General features: G+C 58.4%; 13 protein-coding genes and 1 tRNA gene. 4 read left to right on the top strand and 10 right to left on the bottom strand.

Annotation, left to right across the window (positions count from 1 at the left end; all coding sequences use genetic code 11):
* Positions 1-133 precede the first annotated feature (133 nt).
* The 6 genes from D3Z90_RS00845 to dibA all read right to left on the bottom strand — a co-directional run bounded on the left by D3Z90_RS00845 (position 134) and on the right by dibA (position 6,250).
* The gene (locus tag D3Z90_RS00845; RefSeq protein WP_136473973.1) at positions 134-1,123 is read right to left on the bottom strand and encodes a sulfate/molybdate ABC transporter ATP-binding protein; all 990 of its coding nucleotides are present in this window, start codon (positions 1,121-1,123) and stop codon (positions 134-136) included.
* Positions 1,124-1,126: 3 nt separating this feature from the next.
* Positions 1,127-1,999 (bottom strand): sulfate ABC transporter permease subunit CysW, encoded by an 873-nt coding sequence (gene cysW / locus D3Z90_RS00840; RefSeq protein WP_136473972.1) that lies wholly within the window; start codon positions 1,997-1,999, stop codon positions 1,127-1,129.
* A 14-nt stretch (positions 2,000-2,013) separates the two neighbouring features.
* Positions 2,014-2,832, bottom strand: coding sequence for a sulfate ABC transporter permease subunit CysT (cysT, locus tag D3Z90_RS00835; protein WP_136473971.1), 819 nt, complete (start codon positions 2,830-2,832; stop codon positions 2,014-2,016).
* 87 nt (positions 2,833-2,919) lie between these two features.
* Positions 2,920-3,927, bottom strand: a complete 1,008-nt coding sequence (locus tag D3Z90_RS00830) for a sulfate ABC transporter substrate-binding protein (protein ID WP_136473970.1) — start codon at positions 3,925-3,927, stop codon at positions 2,920-2,922.
* Positions 3,928-4,002: 75 nt separating this feature from the next.
* A complete protein-coding gene (oscA, locus tag D3Z90_RS00825) occupies positions 4,003-4,185 on the bottom strand; it encodes a sulfur starvation response protein OscA (RefSeq protein WP_007941032.1) in 183 nt (60 codons plus the stop codon).
* A 169-nt stretch (positions 4,186-4,354) separates the two neighbouring features.
* Complete coding sequence (dibA, locus tag D3Z90_RS00820) at positions 4,355-6,250, bottom strand: phosphodiesterase DibA (RefSeq protein WP_136473969.1); 1,896 nt, start codon at positions 6,248-6,250, stop codon at positions 4,355-4,357.
* A 148-nt stretch (positions 6,251-6,398) separates the two neighbouring features.
* Here dibA and desA point away from each other — a divergent pair, with 148 nt between their 5' ends.
* Positions 6,399-7,583: a delta-9 fatty acid desaturase DesA gene (gene desA, locus D3Z90_RS00815; RefSeq protein WP_136473968.1), complete on the top strand. Its 1,185-nt coding sequence runs from the start codon at positions 6,399-6,401 to the stop codon at positions 7,581-7,583.
* Positions 7,584-7,679: 96 nt separating this feature from the next.
* Positions 7,680-8,708: a diguanylate cyclase gene (locus D3Z90_RS00810; protein WP_371922237.1), complete on the top strand. Its 1,029-nt coding sequence runs from the start codon at positions 7,680-7,682 to the stop codon at positions 8,706-8,708.
* Between the two features lie 39 nt (positions 8,709-8,747).
* On the opposite strand, the gene D3Z90_RS00805 is transcribed toward D3Z90_RS00810, so the two are convergent.
* The 3 genes from D3Z90_RS00805 to gabD form a co-directional block, all read right to left on the bottom strand.
* Entirely contained in the window at positions 8,748-9,956 is a 1,209-nt protein-coding gene (locus D3Z90_RS00805; RefSeq protein WP_136473966.1) for a response regulator, read from the bottom strand.
* 140 nt (positions 9,957-10,096) lie between these two features.
* Complete coding sequence (gabT, locus tag D3Z90_RS00800; RefSeq protein WP_136473965.1) at positions 10,097-11,377, bottom strand: 4-aminobutyrate--2-oxoglutarate transaminase; 1,281 nt, start codon at positions 11,375-11,377, stop codon at positions 10,097-10,099.
* Positions 11,378-11,560: 183 nt separating this feature from the next.
* On the bottom strand, positions 11,561-13,003 hold the full coding sequence (gene gabD, locus D3Z90_RS00795; protein ID WP_136473964.1) for an NADP-dependent succinate-semialdehyde dehydrogenase: 1,443 nt from the start codon (positions 13,001-13,003) through the stop codon (positions 11,561-11,563).
* A 261-nt stretch (positions 13,004-13,264) separates the two neighbouring features.
* Between gabD and D3Z90_RS00790 the strand changes: the two genes are divergently transcribed.
* Positions 13,265-13,341 (top strand) — tRNA-Arg (locus D3Z90_RS00790).
* Between the two features lie 366 nt (positions 13,342-13,707).
* Entirely contained in the window at positions 13,708-14,046 is a 339-nt protein-coding gene (locus D3Z90_RS00780; RefSeq protein ID WP_136473963.1) for a hypothetical protein, read from the top strand.
* Between the two features lie 256 nt (positions 14,047-14,302).
* Here D3Z90_RS00780 and D3Z90_RS00775 read toward each other — a convergent pair whose 3' ends face one another.
* Positions 14,303-15,214 carry a hypothetical protein gene (locus D3Z90_RS00775; protein WP_136473962.1) on the bottom strand — a complete coding sequence of 304 codons (912 nt, stop codon included), beginning with the start codon at positions 15,212-15,214 and terminating at the stop codon, positions 14,303-14,305.
* Between the last annotated feature and the right edge of the window lie 98 nt (positions 15,215-15,312).

Raw genomic sequence — 15,312 nt, 5'->3', positions numbered from 1 at the left:
AACAGGAAGGTTTTGTCGCGCAGAAAAGACGCAGGAGCCAGCCTTGCTGGCGATCAGATCCGCGCAGTTTCAGGTGCGCGGTGTCTGGATCGCTGGCAAGACCAGCTCCTGTACATTTCTCGCAGAGAGGGTGTTAGATGTTGGCGACTTTCTGCCAGACCTTAGGCTTGAAGAACAACGTCTCGCCACGCGCCAAGCCACTCAGGCTGTCATGATCCTTGACCACCTCGGCTTCGATCAGCTCGCTCTGCCCTTCGACTTTCAACGTCACCCGAGTCGTTGCGCCCAATGGGCGGATATCACGCACTTCAGCTGCGTGATGACCTTCGACTTCATGGCGCGACAGCGACACTTCGTGGGGCCGGAACAAAACGTGGTTGCCTTCACTCAGGTGCAGGCGGTTGGAATCACCAAGGAAGTGATAAACGAAATCACTGGCCGGGTTCTCGTAGACATCACCCGGTGAACCGATCTGTTCGATTACACCCTTGTTCATCACCACGATACGGTCGGCGACTTCCATGGCCTCTTCCTGATCGTGGGTTACGAACACTGAGGTCAGATTGATGTCTTCGTGCAGGCGCGCCAGCCAGCGGCGCAGCTCTTTACGTACCTTGGCGTCGAGCGCACCGAAAGGTTCGTCGAGCAGCAGTACTTTGGGCTCTACCGCCAGCGCGCGTGCCAGGGCGATACGTTGGCGCTGGCCACCGGAAAGCTGTTCAGGGTAACGATCGCTGAGCCAGTCCAACTGGACCATGTTCAGCAACTCGTGAACCTTCTCGGCAATTTTGCTCTCGCTCGGACGCTCCCCCTTGGGCTTCATGCGCAGACCAAAAGCAACGTTGTCGAACACGCTCATGTGGCGGAACAACGCGTAATGCTGGAACACGAAGCCGACATTACGATCTCGCACGTCGTGCCCGGAGACATCTTCACCATGGAACACGATGCTGCCCTGATCCGGGGTTTCCAGCCCGGCGATGATCCGCAGCAACGTGGTTTTGCCGCAGCCCGAAGGACCAAGCAACGCCACCAGCTCGCCACTGTGGATATCCAGGTTGATGCTGTCCAGGGCCTGGAAAGCGTTGAAGCGCTTGCTGACATTACGAACTTCGATCGACATGAATTATTCCTCCGCGGCGCTATGGCGCAGGCGGTTAATGCGGGACTCGCTCCACTGCTTGAGCAGCAGGATGAAGAGCGCCAGGATCAGCAACAGGCTGGCCACGCTGAAGGCCGCGACATGGTTGTATTCGTTGTAAAGGATCTCGACATGCAGCGGCAAGGTGTTGGTCACCCCGCGAATGTGGCCGGAGACCACCGACACGGCACCGAACTCACCCATTGCCCGCGCAGTACAAAGCACCACGCCATAGATCAGGCCCCATTTGATGTTAGGCAGCGTTACATGCCAGAACATCTGCCAGCCATTGGCCCCCAGCAGGCGCGCAGCCTCTTCTTCCTGGGTTCCCTGCTCCTGCATCAGCGGGATCAGTTCACGGGCAACGAAGGGCACGGTGACAAAGATGGTTGCCAGCACAATGCCCGGCAAGGCAAACACGATCTGGATGTCATGGTCTTGCAGCCATGGCCCGAAAAAGCCCTGGGCACCAAACATCAACACATAGACCAGACCGGCAATGACCGGCGATACCGAGAAGGGTAGATCGATCAGCGTTACCAGAATGCTCTTGCCGCGAAAGGTGTATTTGCTCACGCACCAGGCAGCGCTGACGCCGAACACCAGGTTCAACGGCACCGAGATGGCCACGGCAATCAGCGTCAGTTTCAAGGCTGACAATGCGTCAGGCTCGAAGATCGCTTCAAAAAATGTACCCAGGCCCATTTTCAGGCCTTGAGACACCACGATAACCAGCGGCAGCAGCAGGAACAGAGCAAAGATCAACCAACCAAGGCTGATCAAAATGCGCCGTGAGGTGGAACTGCCACGGCGAGCGGCATTGGCCGAAGCGGCCGCGCCAAGGGTAGATGCAGACATGGACGTGGCCTCCTTCAAGGGGTTTCGATGCGCCGCTGCAGCAAGTTGATCAGCAGCAACAGAATGAAGGAAACCACCAGCATCATCACGCCGATGGCGGTAGCGCCGGTGTAGTCGTACTGGTCAAGTTTGACCATGATCAGCAGCGGCAAAATCTCGGTTTTCATCGGCATGTTACCGGCGATGAAAATCACCGAGCCGTACTCGCCGACACCGCGTGCAAACGCCAGGGCAAAGCCGGTCAGCCAGGCGGGCAACAGTGCCGGCAGTAGCACATAGCGAAACACCTGCAACGGCTTGGCGCCCAGGCAGGCAGCAGCTTCTTCGACTTCCCGAGGAATGTCAGCGAGTACCGGCTGCACCGTGCGCACCACGAACGGCAAGGTCACAAAGGTCAATGCCAGGGTGATGCCCAATGGGGTGTAGGCAATCTTGAAACCCAGATCGGTGGCGAACTGGCCGACCAGCCCTGCAGGGGCATACAACGCCGTCAGGGCGATACCGGCTACGGCAGTCGGCAGTGCAAACGGCAAGTCGATCATCGCCTCGATGATCTTGCGGCCCGGGAAGGTGTACCGCACCAGCACCCAAGCCAGCAACGTACCGATGATGCCGTTGATGATGGCGGCGAAGAGGGCAGTACCAAAGCTCAGCTTGAGAGCAGCGATTACTCGCGGCGCACTGATGATGGCCCAGAACTGCTCCCAGGTGAGCTGGGCGGCATGCACAAACATGGCCCCCAGCGGTATGAGCACAATCAGACTGAGGTACACCAAGGTGTAGCCCAGCGTCAGCCCGAAGCCGGGTATGACGGGGGAGATACGACGTGACATAAAGGTCCCTGGTTGAACGCACGAAGCCCGGGACAGATCCCGGGCCCATGCTGGCTACTGAACGGCGACTATCCTATCGGCCACGTTTCACTGCGCGGTGTAGATCTGGTCGAACACGCCACCATCATTGAAAAACTTGGGCTGGGCAGTTTTCCAGCCGCCGAAGTCTTTGTCGATAGTTACCAGGTCCAGTTTCGGGAACTGCTTGGCGTATTCGGCGGCGACTTTCTCATCACGCGGACGATAGAAGTTCTTTGCGGCGATGGTCTGCCCGGCTGGGCTGTACAGATGCTTGAGGTATTCCTCGGCAATTTTCTCGTTGCCCTTCTTCTCGGCGTTCTTGTCGACTACGGCCACAGGTGGCTCGGCGAGAATCGAAAGCGACGGTACAACGATGTCGAACTTGTCAGCGCCGCCGTCTTCCTTGAGCGCCAGGAAGGCTTCGTTTTCCCAGGCCAGCAACACGTCGCCCTGACCGTTGTTGACGAAGGTGATGGTCGAGCCACGAGCACCGGTGTCCAGTACCGGTACGTGCTGGAACAACTGCTTCACGTATTCCTGGGCCTTGGCTTCGCTACCGCCGGCTTTCAGGCCATAGGCCCAGGCGGCGAGGAAATTCCAGCGAGCGCCGCCGGATGTTTTCGGATTAGGGGTAATCACCGACACGTCTTTCTTGATCAGATCACCCCAGTCCTTGATGCCCTTGGGGTTGCCCTTGCGCACCAGAAACACGATGGTCGAGGTGTATGGAGTGCTGGCATCAGGCAGGCGGTTCTGCCAGCTGTCTGGCAGGGCCTTGCCCAGCTTGGCCACTTCGTCGATGTCACCGGCCAGCGCCAGGGTCACCACGTCGGCACGCAGCCCATCGATCACCGCTCGAGCCTGCTTGCCCGAACCGCCGTGGGACTGCTGGATCTTCACCTTGTCGCCCGGGTGAGCCTGTTGCCAGTGCTTGATGAACTCGGCGTTGTACTCCTGGTACAGCTCACGGGTCGGATCGTAGGAAACGTTCAACAACTCGTAATCCTTGGCGATAGCGGAACCGGCAAAAACGGCGCTGGCGAGTGCTGCCAGGGCATAACGGCGGATTGACATGGTGAAGCTCCCGATTGGCGTATTTTTCTAATTAGGCGGCGCATTCATCGCGGGGCATGCCCGCTCCCACCGGTATCAGCTGGGCTTGTTGCCGGGGTTCTGCAGGCGGAACTTTTCCTTACGTTCTATCTGCACGACCTGGGCGTTGTGCACGGTAATTTCTACCGCGCCAAAGCGCAGGTCGCGCAGCGCGCTCTGAATTTCGCGCAGGATGGTGGCTTCGTCCTGACCGTCAACGCTACGCAGAGATGCGCTCATGCTCGTGCTCCTATGAATAAAGGGACCCGTGCAGTTGCGTAACAGAAGGCGACTGCGCCTGGCTTGAGGGCAATCTTAGGGGGGCTTGATTATTCTTAAAAATACTATTTAAGAATTTTTATATAACCAAAAAACCTTTTGGCGGGACGTGGCCCCGCCATCAGGCCGGTCATTGCCAACGCAATTGCTGCGCTGGAACCGGTCGTCCAAACCAGTAGCCTTGCCCCAGCAGGCATTGATGCTCCAGCAAGAACTGCGCTTGCTCGGCCTGCTCAATACCTTCGGCAAGTACTTGCATACCCATGCTGTTGCCCAGTGCGATGATCACCCGGACAATCGCCGCATCATCCTCATCGCAGGGCAAGCCCGCCACAAAGCCCTGGTCGATCTTGAGTTTCTGTACCGGCAAACGCTTGAGCCGCAGCAATGACGAGTAACCGGTACCGAAGTCATCGATGGCCAAGCGCAGCCCCAGTTCACGCAAGCGATGCAACTGCTCCAGAGCGACCTCGGGGTTTTCCATTACCGCGCTTTCAGTTACTTCCAGCTCCAGCATGGCGGGGTCCAGACCGGTTTCATGCAGCACCCTGGCCACTTGCTGATACAGGTCTCGATGGCCAAAGAGGCGGCTGGAAATGTTCACTGCGACAAATTGCATTGGCTGCCCGCTGGCCTGCCACTGCACCATCTGCAAACAAGCCTGTTGCAGCACCCAGGTATCGATTTCGGCAATCAGCCCTGTGCGCTCGGCAATCGGTATGAACTCACCCGGCGCCACCAATCCGCGCTGCGGGTGCTGCCAGCGCACCAAGGCCTCAACGCCGATCATTGCGCCGCTGCTCAACTCGTGCACGGGCTGGTAATACACGCGCAGTTCTTCCTGCTCCAGTGCCCGGCGCAGTTCACCAGCAGTTTCGACGCGCTGTTGGGCATGGGCGGTCAGCTCTTCGGTATACAAGGCATAGTCGGCGCGACCACTGGCCTTGGCCTTGAACAACGCCGAGTCGGCATTGCGCAAAAGCTGTTCTGCGCTCAGGGCATCGCTTGGGAACAGACTGATGCCGATACTGACACTGACGAACAGGCTCTGGTTTTCGACCTCGAAGGGCTGCTTCATCACATCGATAATGCTTTGCGCCAATGCTGCAGCCTGTCCGACCTGCGGGCATTGCTCGGTAAGCACGGCAAACTCGTCGCCCCCCAGGCGCGCCAGGGTCACGCCGCTCCCCAGCAGCGTCCTGAGGCGCTCACCTACCAGCTTGAGCAACTGGTCACCTACATTGTGTCCAAGGCCATCGTTGATGCTCTGGAAGTGGTCCAGATCCAGCAGCAGCAAGGCACACCCGCGCTTGTTGGCCTGCGCTGCGGCCAGCGCCTGCTCGGCGCGATCGTTGAACAACATGCGGTTGGGCAAATCGGTAAGCGGGTCGTGATGAGCCAGGTAAGCCAGCTCCCGCTCAGAGTGCTTGATCGCGCTGATGTCACTGAACACCGCCACGTAGTGACTGAGTTCTCCGCTGTCGTCGTGAATGGCGCAGATGGTCTGCCATTGCGGGTACACCTCACCGCTCTTGCGCCGGTTCCAGATCTCTCCGCTCCACTCGCCTTTTTCAGCCAGCGTCGAATAGATCTCTTGGTAAAACTCCGGAGCATGGCGGCCTGATTTGAACTTGCTCGGTCGCTGACCGAGAACCTCGTCCTTTTCGTAGCCGGTAATGCGCATGAACGCGCGATTCACATGCACGATCACACCTTGCCGATCAGTTACCAGTACACCTTCGAGGGTACTGTCGAAAACCGCAGCGGCCATGCGCAGCCGCTCCCGGTCTTCGCGACGCAAGCGCGCACCAAGACCAATGAAACTCAACAAACGCGCACGGGAAGAGAAGATCAACAACGCACTGCACAGCACCCAAAGGTGAGAACTGAACAACTGCCAACGCGCCAGTTGCTCCGGGTTATTGATCAGGCTGACCAACAGCTGATCAGAAAGCGCCAGCCAGAGCACGGACAACACCAGATAAAGCGCAGCCATGCGCATGGCGTCTCGAACGGAAGCAGACATAAGATCCTGACAAGCCCACAAAAAATAATGGGGGATTATAGGGTAGAAACATCCCGTGACCTCCTATCTAAAAGGCCGACTGGTTTTATTTGTCCGTGCAGGGATAATGCTTGCGCTGTTCCCTAAGTTTTCGAGGGCCCAATCGCCTATGTGGTACCAAGGTTTGCTCAACTTGTCGGCTTGGCAACTGCTGGCAGTTACCCTGGTCATGACCCATGTGACCATCGTCAGTGTCACGGTCTACCTGCACCGATACTCAGCCCACCGTTCGCTGGAGTTGAACGCCGGGCTCAAGCACTTTTTCCGCTTCTGGCTGTGGTTGACCACCGCGCAGAACACTCGCGAGTGGACTGCCATCCACCGCAAGCACCACGCCAAGTGCGAAACCGTTGACGATCCGCACAGCCCGGTGATCCTGGGGCTGTCCACCGTGCTGCGCAAGGGTGCCGAACTGTATCGCAAAGAAGCGACCAACCCGGAAACCCTGCGTATCTACGGCAAGAACTGCCCTGAGGACTGGATCGAGCGCAACCTCTACTCGCGCTACAAGCTGGGCGGCATTGCCTTGATGGCGGTTATCGACTTGCTGTTGTTCGGCACCATCGGCATCACCATCTGGGCGGTGCAGATGATGTGGATTCCATTCTGGGCAGCCGGCGTCATCAATGGCCTTGGCCATGCCGTCGGCTACCGCAACTTCGAGTGCCGCGACGCCGCCACCAATCTGGTGCCCTGGGGCATCATCGTCGGTGGCGAAGAGCTGCACAACAATCACCATACCTACCCGAACTCGGCCAAGCTGTCGGTCAGACGCTGGGAGTTCGACATGGGTTGGGCATGGATCAAGCTGTTCTGCTTCCTGCGCCTGGCCAAGGTGCAGCGCGTTGCCCCTATCGCCCACCGCGTCGAAGGCAAGGGTCAGTTGGACATGGACACGGCAATGGCGATCCTCAACAACCGTTTCCAGATCATGGCCCAGTACCGCAAGCTGGTCATCGCGCCCTTGGTCAAACAGGAACTGGCGCGTGTCGATGATTCGGTTCGCCATCAATTCCGCCGCGCCAAGCGTCTGTTGTCACGGGAGACCAGTCTGCTGGAAGACCGTCATCACGCCCGCATCCAAACCATGCTCGAGCACAGCCAGGCACTCAAGACCATCTATGAGAAACGCCTGGCCCTGCAGCAAATCTGGCTGCGCACCAGCGCCAACGGCCACGACATGCTGGCGGCCATGAAAGACTGGGTACACGAGGCCGAAGCCAGCGGTATCCAATCGCTGCGCGACTTCGCCGCCCAGCTCAAAACCTACTCCCTGCGCCCGGCCTTGAGCTGACGCCGTTGATCGGCGCGCCCCATTGGGGGGCGCGCCTGTCGGAACTTCACCGCTTATTTTCACTCTGACTGGCACTACGCCCCTGTGGCGGGCCAGGTGATGGCCGCCCGCCTCTGTGTGAGAAGTTCCGCGCAAATGGTCAATAAGAAACCGTTGTCTCAACCCCACAGCACACCCCCTGAGTTCGCCCAGACTCTCCTGGCACTCATGCATGCGCAAGGCGAAGTGGCGCGCCTGAGCGAGCGAGAACAACTCTTCAGCTCGCTGCTCGATAGTGTCAATGCCGTGCTCTGGGCGTTCGACTGGGAATCGCGCCAGGTGCTTTACGTAAGCCCCGCGTACGAACGAATTTTTGGTCGCTCGGCGGGCCTGTTGCTGGCTGATTTCAACGAATGGCGCGACAGCATCTACCCTGACGACCTCGACTACGCAGAACGCAGCCTGGCCGAGGTGCTGGTCAAAGGCGCCGTGGAAGATCGCGAGTACCGCATCATCGATGCTGAAGGTCGTGTGCGCTGGATCAGTGACAAGTGCTTTATCAATCAACAGTCCGACAACAATGATCGACTGATCGTGGTTGGCATGGCAGAAGACATTACCGAGAAAAAGTTACTCGAAGGCGAACTGCAGCGCATGGCCACCACCGACGTGCTGACCCAAAGCAGCAACCGCCGACACTTCTTTGACTGTGCCGAGCAAGCCTTCGAAACCGCTCGTCGGGAGCAAACACCGTTGTCGTTCCTGTTGCTGGATATCGATGACTTCAAGCAAATCAACGACTCCTATGGCCATCAGGAAGGCGATGCAGTGCTTCAACGCATCGCCGACATTGGCAAAGCGGTGCTGCGCCGTGGCGACCTGTTTGGGCGCATTGGTGGAGAAGAGTTTGCGGCGGTGTTTCCGGGTTGCGGTCCGCAAATCGCCCAACAGATTGCCGAGCGTTTGCAGCGAGAGATTCAGCGCTTGAGCTTCAGTTATGAAGACCAGGCGTTCGGCGTAACGGTTAGCCAGGGGCTGACGGGCATCACCGGCCCAGACGCGTCACTGGACAGCCTCTTTGCCCGGGCGGATGCGGCGATGTATCAAGCCAAGCGGCAGGGCAAGAATCAGATCGTGATTGGCTAACTCCACGCTGAACAACGCACTCCCGGCGCAGGCGGCTGCTCAACCTTTGCGCAGGCGCATCAGCTCCGGCATTCCTACCTTCAACAGCCGCGCCGTCCTGCTTTCAGCCAACGCCTCCAGGCCCTGATCTGCCGGCAAGCGCGCCAACTGCCCAGCCAGGTTCATCACCAAGGCTTCGCGCGAATACACACCGCCGCCCAGTTGATAGATCGCAGCGATCAACTCACGCAGCTCCAGCGGCAAGCGCCAGCGAGTACGAAGCGCCGAGCCAAAAGCCGCCCCGTATTCATTGAGCGACAACTCGATACCATCCTCATCCAGCTCCCCGCCGGACAACCGCCATTCCTGCAGGCAACGTAGCAACGCCAGATCCCCCAGGCAATGCAACAGGCCTGCGCAGTAGCAACGTTCCTGGTCCAGCTCAAGCATGCGTGCCAGGGTGCGTGCGTATTCGGCAGCGTGCAATGACAGCGCCCAGAAATGCTCGGCGTGTTGCGACAGCAAAGGGTCGCTGAGCTTGGCACTGCGCTTGAGTGCCAGCCCCAGGATCAGGTTCATGCTCTGGGTGGTGCCCAGCTTGTTCAGTGCCTGCAACAACGTCTGCACGGCGCCATCACGGTGCAGCGCGGCGCTGTTGGCTGCCGCGATCAGTACCGCGGTTATTTGCGGGTCATTGCGGATTTCTTCTTCCAGCGTTTTCAGGTTGAGCCCCTGCGGGTTCAAGCTGCGCTTGATTGCCTGCTGCACGTCCGCCAGCAATGGTCCACCATCGGCCGTAGCCCGGCGCCCTTCGAGAAAGCGTGGCAAAGTCATGCCCGGCTGCAACGGTGGTACCGGACAGGCGATTTGCCCCCCAACCTTGATCAACAGCTCTTCCAGCCGATGGCGCAAGGAATCCATATTCAGCGGCTTGCTCAGGTAAGCCGTGGGCGCGAACGGCAACGCCTCGCGCACGCTGGCGCTGTCGCTACGGTTGCTCATGAGAATGAACGGCAATGCCGGTTGCCGACCTTTTGCTCGCACGTTGCGCAGCAGGTCGAGGCCATCGCCACCGGGCAACTCGCGCGCGGCAATAATCAAGTCAGGTTGGCAGGATAGCGCTGCCAATGCTTGCGAGCCGTCGGCACACACCTGTAAGCGCGCATCACAGCGCACACTCAAGAGCATCTGACTCAACATCTCCCGCACCCAGGGGTCGCCTTCGGCAATTAGCACACACGGTGCCGTGGGGGGGGTGGCAACGCTCATACTCAACTCTCCAATAATTCTCTACACGCAATCCAGCGCACCTTCCAGGGTGTCTCCTTGCAAGCAACCTTAGCTTCCTTGCATTCCTTTGGGCGAAAAAAAACCCGCCGAAGCGGGCTTTTCTTCTACTGCGTCACAGTTTACGCGAGTTCAGCAAAGCACTCTTCGATGATTGCCAGACCTTTGTCCAGTTGCTCATCAGGCGAGGTCAGTGGAACCAGAATACGCAGGACGTTGCCATAGGTGCCGCACGACAGCAGGATCAGACCCTTGTCGCGAGCCTTGGCTACAACCGAGGCAACTGCAGCAGCGTTAGGGGTCAGGGTACCGGCTTTTTCGACCACTTCAATGGCGATCATCGAGCCCAGGGCGCGCACTTCACCAATGATTGGGTGCTTGTCCTGAATCTTCTTCAGGCCAGCGACCAGGCGCTCGCCAACAGCCTGGCTGCGTTCCAGCAGCTTTTCTTCCTCGAACACTTCCATGACAGCCAGGGCCGCGGCGCAAGCGATCGGGCTACCCGCGTAGGTGCCACCCAGGCCGCCTGGAGCGATAGCGTCCATGTACTCGGCCTTGCCGCAGACACCGGCCAGTGGGAAGCCACCAGCGATGGATTTGGCGAAGGTAGTCAGGTCTGGAGCAACACCCATTTGCTCCATGGCAAAGAAGGTGCCGGTACGGCCAGCGCCAGTCTGCACTTCGTCAGCGATCAGCAGAATGCCGTGCTGGTCGCACAGTGCGCGCAGACGCTTCATGAACTCTTTAGGCGCGACGTAGAAACCACCTTCGCCCTGTACTGGCTCGAGGATGATTGCGGCGATGTCGCGCGCTTCGGCGTCGTTCTTGAAGATGCGCTCGATCGAAGCGATCGAGTCATCAACGCTGACACCGTGCAGTTCGTTCGGGTACAGAGCACGGAAGATGCCGCCTGGCATCAGGCCCATGCCAGCCGAGTAAGGAACGACTTTACCGGTCAGGCCCAAGGTCATCATGGTGCGACCGTGGTAAGCGCCAGTGAAGGCGATCACGCCGGCACGGCCAGTAGCGGCGCGAGCGATCTTGATGGCGTTTTCAACAGCTTCGGAACCGGTGGTAACCAGCAGGGTTTTCTTGGCAAAGTCGCCTGGCACCTTGGCGTTGATCTTTTCGCACAGTTCAACGTAAGGCTCGTAGGCCAGCACCTGGAAGCAGGTGTGAGTCAGCTTGTGCAGTTGGGCTTCAACGGCAGCGATGACCTTCGGGTGCACGTGACCGGTGTTCAGTACCGCGATGCCGCCGGCAAAGTCGATGAACTCACGGCCTTCGACGTCAGTGACGGTGGCGTTTTTTGCCGACTCGGCGAAGATCGGGTGGATCTGGCCAACACCGCGTGGAACAGCGGCGACACGACGTTGCATCAAAGATTCGTTGGTCTTGCTCATAATGTCCTCAATTCGCCACACGCAGGGTGGCGCGATTCAAGTCAGGGTGGTCGGTATTCAACTGCAGACAGCATGCGTTGATCGACTGCTGCAGGGGCCCAGACCACTGGGTGTACGGTGTAAAAAGGCCAGCGGGACGTCGCTCTCGCGCCCCGCTGGCAGAGGTAAAGCCTTACGCTGCGATCAGATGCTGATGCACAGGTATTTGATTTCCAGGTAGTCCTCGATGCCGTACTTGGAACCTTCGCGGCCCAGGCCCGAGGCCTTGATACCGCCGAACGGCGAGACTTCGTTGGAGATCAAACCGGTGTTGATGCCGACCATGCCGTACTCCAGCGCTTCAGCGACACGGAACACACGGCTCATGTCACGGGCGTAGAAGTACGAGGCCAGACCAAACTCGGTGTCGTTGGACATGGCAATAACTTCAGCCTCGTCCTTGAAACGGAACAGGGGTGCCAGCGGGCCAAAGGTTTCTTCCTTGGCGACTGCGGCGTTGTTCGGCACGTTGATCAAAACGGTTGGCTCGAAGAAGTTACCGTCGATCAGCTTGCCGCCGGTCAGTACCTGGGCGCCTTTGCCAACGGCGTCGGCAATGTGTTCCTGGACCTTGGCAACAGCCTTGCCATCGATCAGCGGACCGGTGGTGGTGCCGTCTTCCAGGCCGTTACCGATTTTCAGCTTGGCCACAGCAGCCTTGAGCTTCTCGGCGAAAGCATCGTAGACGCCGTCCTGAACGTAGATACGGTTGGCGCAGACGCAAGTCTGGCCGTTGTTGCGGTACTTGGAGATGATCGCGCCTTCAACGGCCTTATCCAGGTCAGCGTCGTCGAACACAATGAACGGTGCGTTACCGCCCAGCTCCAGGGAAACTTTCTTGATGTCCTTGGCGCATTCGGCCATCAGTTGGCGACCGATTTCGGTCGAACCGGTGAAGGACAGCTTGCGCACAATCGGGTTGCCAGTCAGCTCGCTGCCGATATCGCCAGCGCTACCGGTCACCACGCTCAGCACGCCAGCCGGGATACCGGCACGGTGGGCCAGCTCAACCAGGGCCAGAGCGGAGTACGGCGTTTGCGACGCAGGCTTGAGCACCATGGTGCAGCCAGCGGCCAGGGCCGGGCCGGCTTTACGGGTGATCATTGCCGCCGGGAAGTTCCACGGCGTGATCGCTGCGGTCACACCGATTGGCTGCTTGATAACGATCAGGCGCTTGTCTGGCTGATGGCCAGGAATGGTGTCACCGTAAACGCGCTTGGCTTCTTCAGCGAACCACTCGATAAAGGAAGCGGCATAGACGATTTCGCCCTTGGCTTCGGCCAGTGGCTTGCCTTGCTCGGTGGTCATCAGGCGGGCCAGGTCTTCCTGGTGCTCGATCATCAATTCGAACCAACGACGCAGCTTGCCAGCACGTTCTTTGGCGGTCAGCGCACGCCAGGCCGGCAGCGCCTTGTCGGCGGCCTCGATGGCGCGACGGGTTTCGGCAGCGCCCATCTTCGGCACAGTGCCGATGATCTCGCCGGTAGCCGGGTTATTAACCTTGATGGTCTGACCGTTGTCCGCGTCCAACCACACGCCATCGATGAAGGCTTGCTGGCGGAACAACTGGGCGTCTTTAAGCTGCATGTCGGCTTCCTTAACGGCACCGTACAGACACGGCGCGAATTATTGATTGTAGAAAAAGGAGAGCGTTTGAAATCTCAAACGAATCCTAGGAGCAACGGGGGAAAAGGACAATAGGGTGTTCGAAAAAAAGAACAAAAAGCGCTACATGGCGACCTTTTTCAGATCAACGTTACCTTTAAGCCCTAGCGTGTGCAAAATCGAACACAGCCCGTTACGGCGATGGACGCCGCCAGTCTAGATGGGTATCATGGCGCCCGCGTTGCACTCGTAGCTCAGCTGGATAGAGTACTGCCCTCCGAAGGCAGGGGTCGTGGGTTCGAATCCCGCCGAGTGCGCCATCTTCTTTCCCTTTGGTTCCAAGGGGTTGGCGCTTCTGCCGAAAACCAGTCCTAGTCCTGAAAGTCGTTTTTGCCACAAATTTGCCACACTCAAGCGTGGCGGGAATGGCGAAAGCGAAATCGACCGAGACATCTTTGTCTCTCGAGTCGAGGCGTCGCAACCCTCACCTCTTCCGATTTTGCCCGCTACCGTGATGAGGCGATTACCAGGTCGGGTTGTTAGTACCTTTTTATGGTCAATTTAACCTCGACTGATGAGGGTAAATTGTACCCAGCACCAATCTATGCATTGATTTAAAAGGGTTTTTACTCTGGCATGGTTTTTGAGAAGCCTAATCTGCTTCTTAGAGTCCATTGGAGAAACCTATGCGTTATGTGATTGCGTTCAGCTGCATGTTGCTATGTGCGTCGGCATTGGCTGACGAAGTTATTTCTGAGGTACCCGACAATACTGTAGGTGGTGGTTTCGGCGCCGGGTCAGGAGTGTTACTTGGAGGGGCGCTTGGAGGGCCAATTGGCGCTCTGGTCGGTGCAGGGATCGGGGCCTTGGGCGGTGCTGAGGTTCAAGAGGTGACCGGTGCCAGCGGCCGTGCGTATGTTGTGCGCGATGAGCAGGGGCACGAGCGAACTGTGCGCTCGCCAAATGGCAAATTCCAGATCGGCCAGCAAGTAAGTGTCAGAGGCGACCGTCTCAAGCCCCTCTAACGTGATACATAGACAAGAGTGCATGGATACTTGCTACGGGACCGTCATTATCTGCCGACGACGGTGCTGCGTTTTTCCAGTGTGAGGCCGTTCAGTTGAGCGTGATGAATCCAAAGCCGTTGCGCTGTTCCTGCTTCAACCAGACTTTTAGGACTCCGAAGGCAGGGGTCGTGGGTTCGAATCCCGCCGAGTGCGCCATATATATGAAAGGCCCAGGTAAAAACCTGGGCCTTTTTTTGTGCCTGCAACACCCTGTTCAGGCTTGTGCCTCGCCCTCAATCAACTGGCCCTGCGCCGGTACATTGCCGTGCACCGCCGAATACCTCGCCAACTGGCCCAGGCGCAAGTCCAACGCCTGCAGCAGACGGTTGCGGGTGTTGGTTACTTCCGTTCTGTTGAACAGCCCCGGCTCCACCGTGTACAGGTTGAATTTCTGGTTGATCTCGGCCGGCGAGAAGATGCTGAAATTGCGTTCCGCATTGTGGTTGTAGAGCGCAACCATGGTGCCGGTCTGGCTATCGGCCGGGCGCGCAAACAACATACTGATGTACTGCCCTTCACGAATGCGCACATCACTGTTGCTGAACTGGAAACACGCTTCCCGGTCGTCCTGCAGGCGAACCCAGAACTCGTGCTCCTGAATGTTGTGACTGCTGACATGCATCGATGACGAACTGCCACCCACCGAGCCGTAACCATTGATCATGTAGCCGCCACCGGAACTGTGCGAATGGCTGGCACTCATGTGCGTCTGGTTGCGTTTCTGGCTATCGAGCACGTGCCCGCTGAGCACGAAGAAGTGCAATTGGCGGTCGAAGTGGTTGAACGGCTCATCGATGAAGTTGGGGTCTTCGGCCGACAGGCTGACGTCGTACATGGTACGAATCATTTCATCGCGTGCGGCCTTGTCGTGCTTGGCACGCTCCTTGAGCTCGGCGCGATGCACCTTGGCATCATCTATCGCCTTGAGTGCCTGGGCCTTGAGGATGGGGGTCTTTTCACTGGCGTAGGCGGCGGCCTTCTCGCTGGCTTCCTTTAATACCGGCGCCGCCTTCTGGCCAGCTTCGACTGCAAGCTCCTTGGCTTTTGTCAATGCCTGAGCTGCTTTGGCAGCCAGTTCGGGGTTGGCGTCGACGGCTTTCTTTTTCAGGTCATCCCAGAGACTCATTCTCTATCCTCTCAACGCTTCATCAATGAACAGGCGCGCACGGCGCTGCGCCAGAGAGTCTACCTACAAGCCGTAAGTTTTCTTTGCTGTTGATGCAT

Origin of the sequence: Pseudomonas sp. DG56-2, from assembly GCF_004803755.1 — a bacterium.
In the GTDB taxonomy this organism is placed as follows: domain Bacteria; phylum Pseudomonadota; class Gammaproteobacteria; order Pseudomonadales; family Pseudomonadaceae; genus Aquipseudomonas; species Aquipseudomonas auratipiscis.
Note: the sequence above shows the minus strand (reverse complement) of the source record. Positions and strands in the feature narration are given on the sequence as shown.

Bases quoted from the DNA above. Each gene is read 5' to 3' on its own strand.
- gabT (WP_136473965.1), bottom strand. From the start codon at position 11,377: ATGAGCAAGACCAACGAATCTTTGATGCAACGTCGTGTCGCCGCTGTT.
- gabD (WP_136473964.1), bottom strand. From the start codon at position 13,003: ATGCAGCTTAAAGACGCCCAGTTGTTCCGCCAGCAAGCCTTCATCGAT.
- D3Z90_RS00780 (WP_136473963.1), top strand. From the start codon at position 13,708: ATGCGTTATGTGATTGCGTTCAGCTGCATGTTGCTATGTGCGTCGGCA.
- cysT (WP_136473971.1), bottom strand. From the start codon at position 2,832: ATGTCACGTCGTATCTCCCCCGTCATACCCGGCTTCGGGCTGACGCTG.
- desA (WP_136473968.1), top strand. From the start codon at position 6,399: ATGTGGTACCAAGGTTTGCTCAACTTGTCGGCTTGGCAACTGCTGGCA.
- dibA (WP_136473969.1), bottom strand. From the start codon at position 6,250: ATGTCTGCTTCCGTTCGAGACGCCATGCGCATGGCTGCGCTTTATCTG.
- D3Z90_RS00845 (WP_136473973.1), bottom strand. From the start codon at position 1,123: ATGTCGATCGAAGTTCGTAATGTCAGCAAGCGCTTCAACGCTTTCCAG.
- D3Z90_RS00805 (WP_136473966.1), bottom strand. From the start codon at position 9,956: ATGAGCGTTGCCACCCCCCCCACGGCACCGTGTGTGCTAATTGCCGAA.
- D3Z90_RS00830 (WP_136473970.1), bottom strand. From the start codon at position 3,927: ATGTCAATCCGCCGTTATGCCCTGGCAGCACTCGCCAGCGCCGTTTTT.
- D3Z90_RS00775 (WP_136473962.1), bottom strand. From the start codon at position 15,214: ATGAGTCTCTGGGATGACCTGAAAAAGAAAGCCGTCGACGCCAACCCC.
- cysW (WP_136473972.1), bottom strand. From the start codon at position 1,999: ATGTCTGCATCTACCCTTGGCGCGGCCGCTTCGGCCAATGCCGCTCGC.
- oscA (WP_007941032.1), bottom strand. From the start codon at position 4,185: ATGAGCGCATCTCTGCGTAGCGTTGACGGTCAGGACGAAGCCACCATC.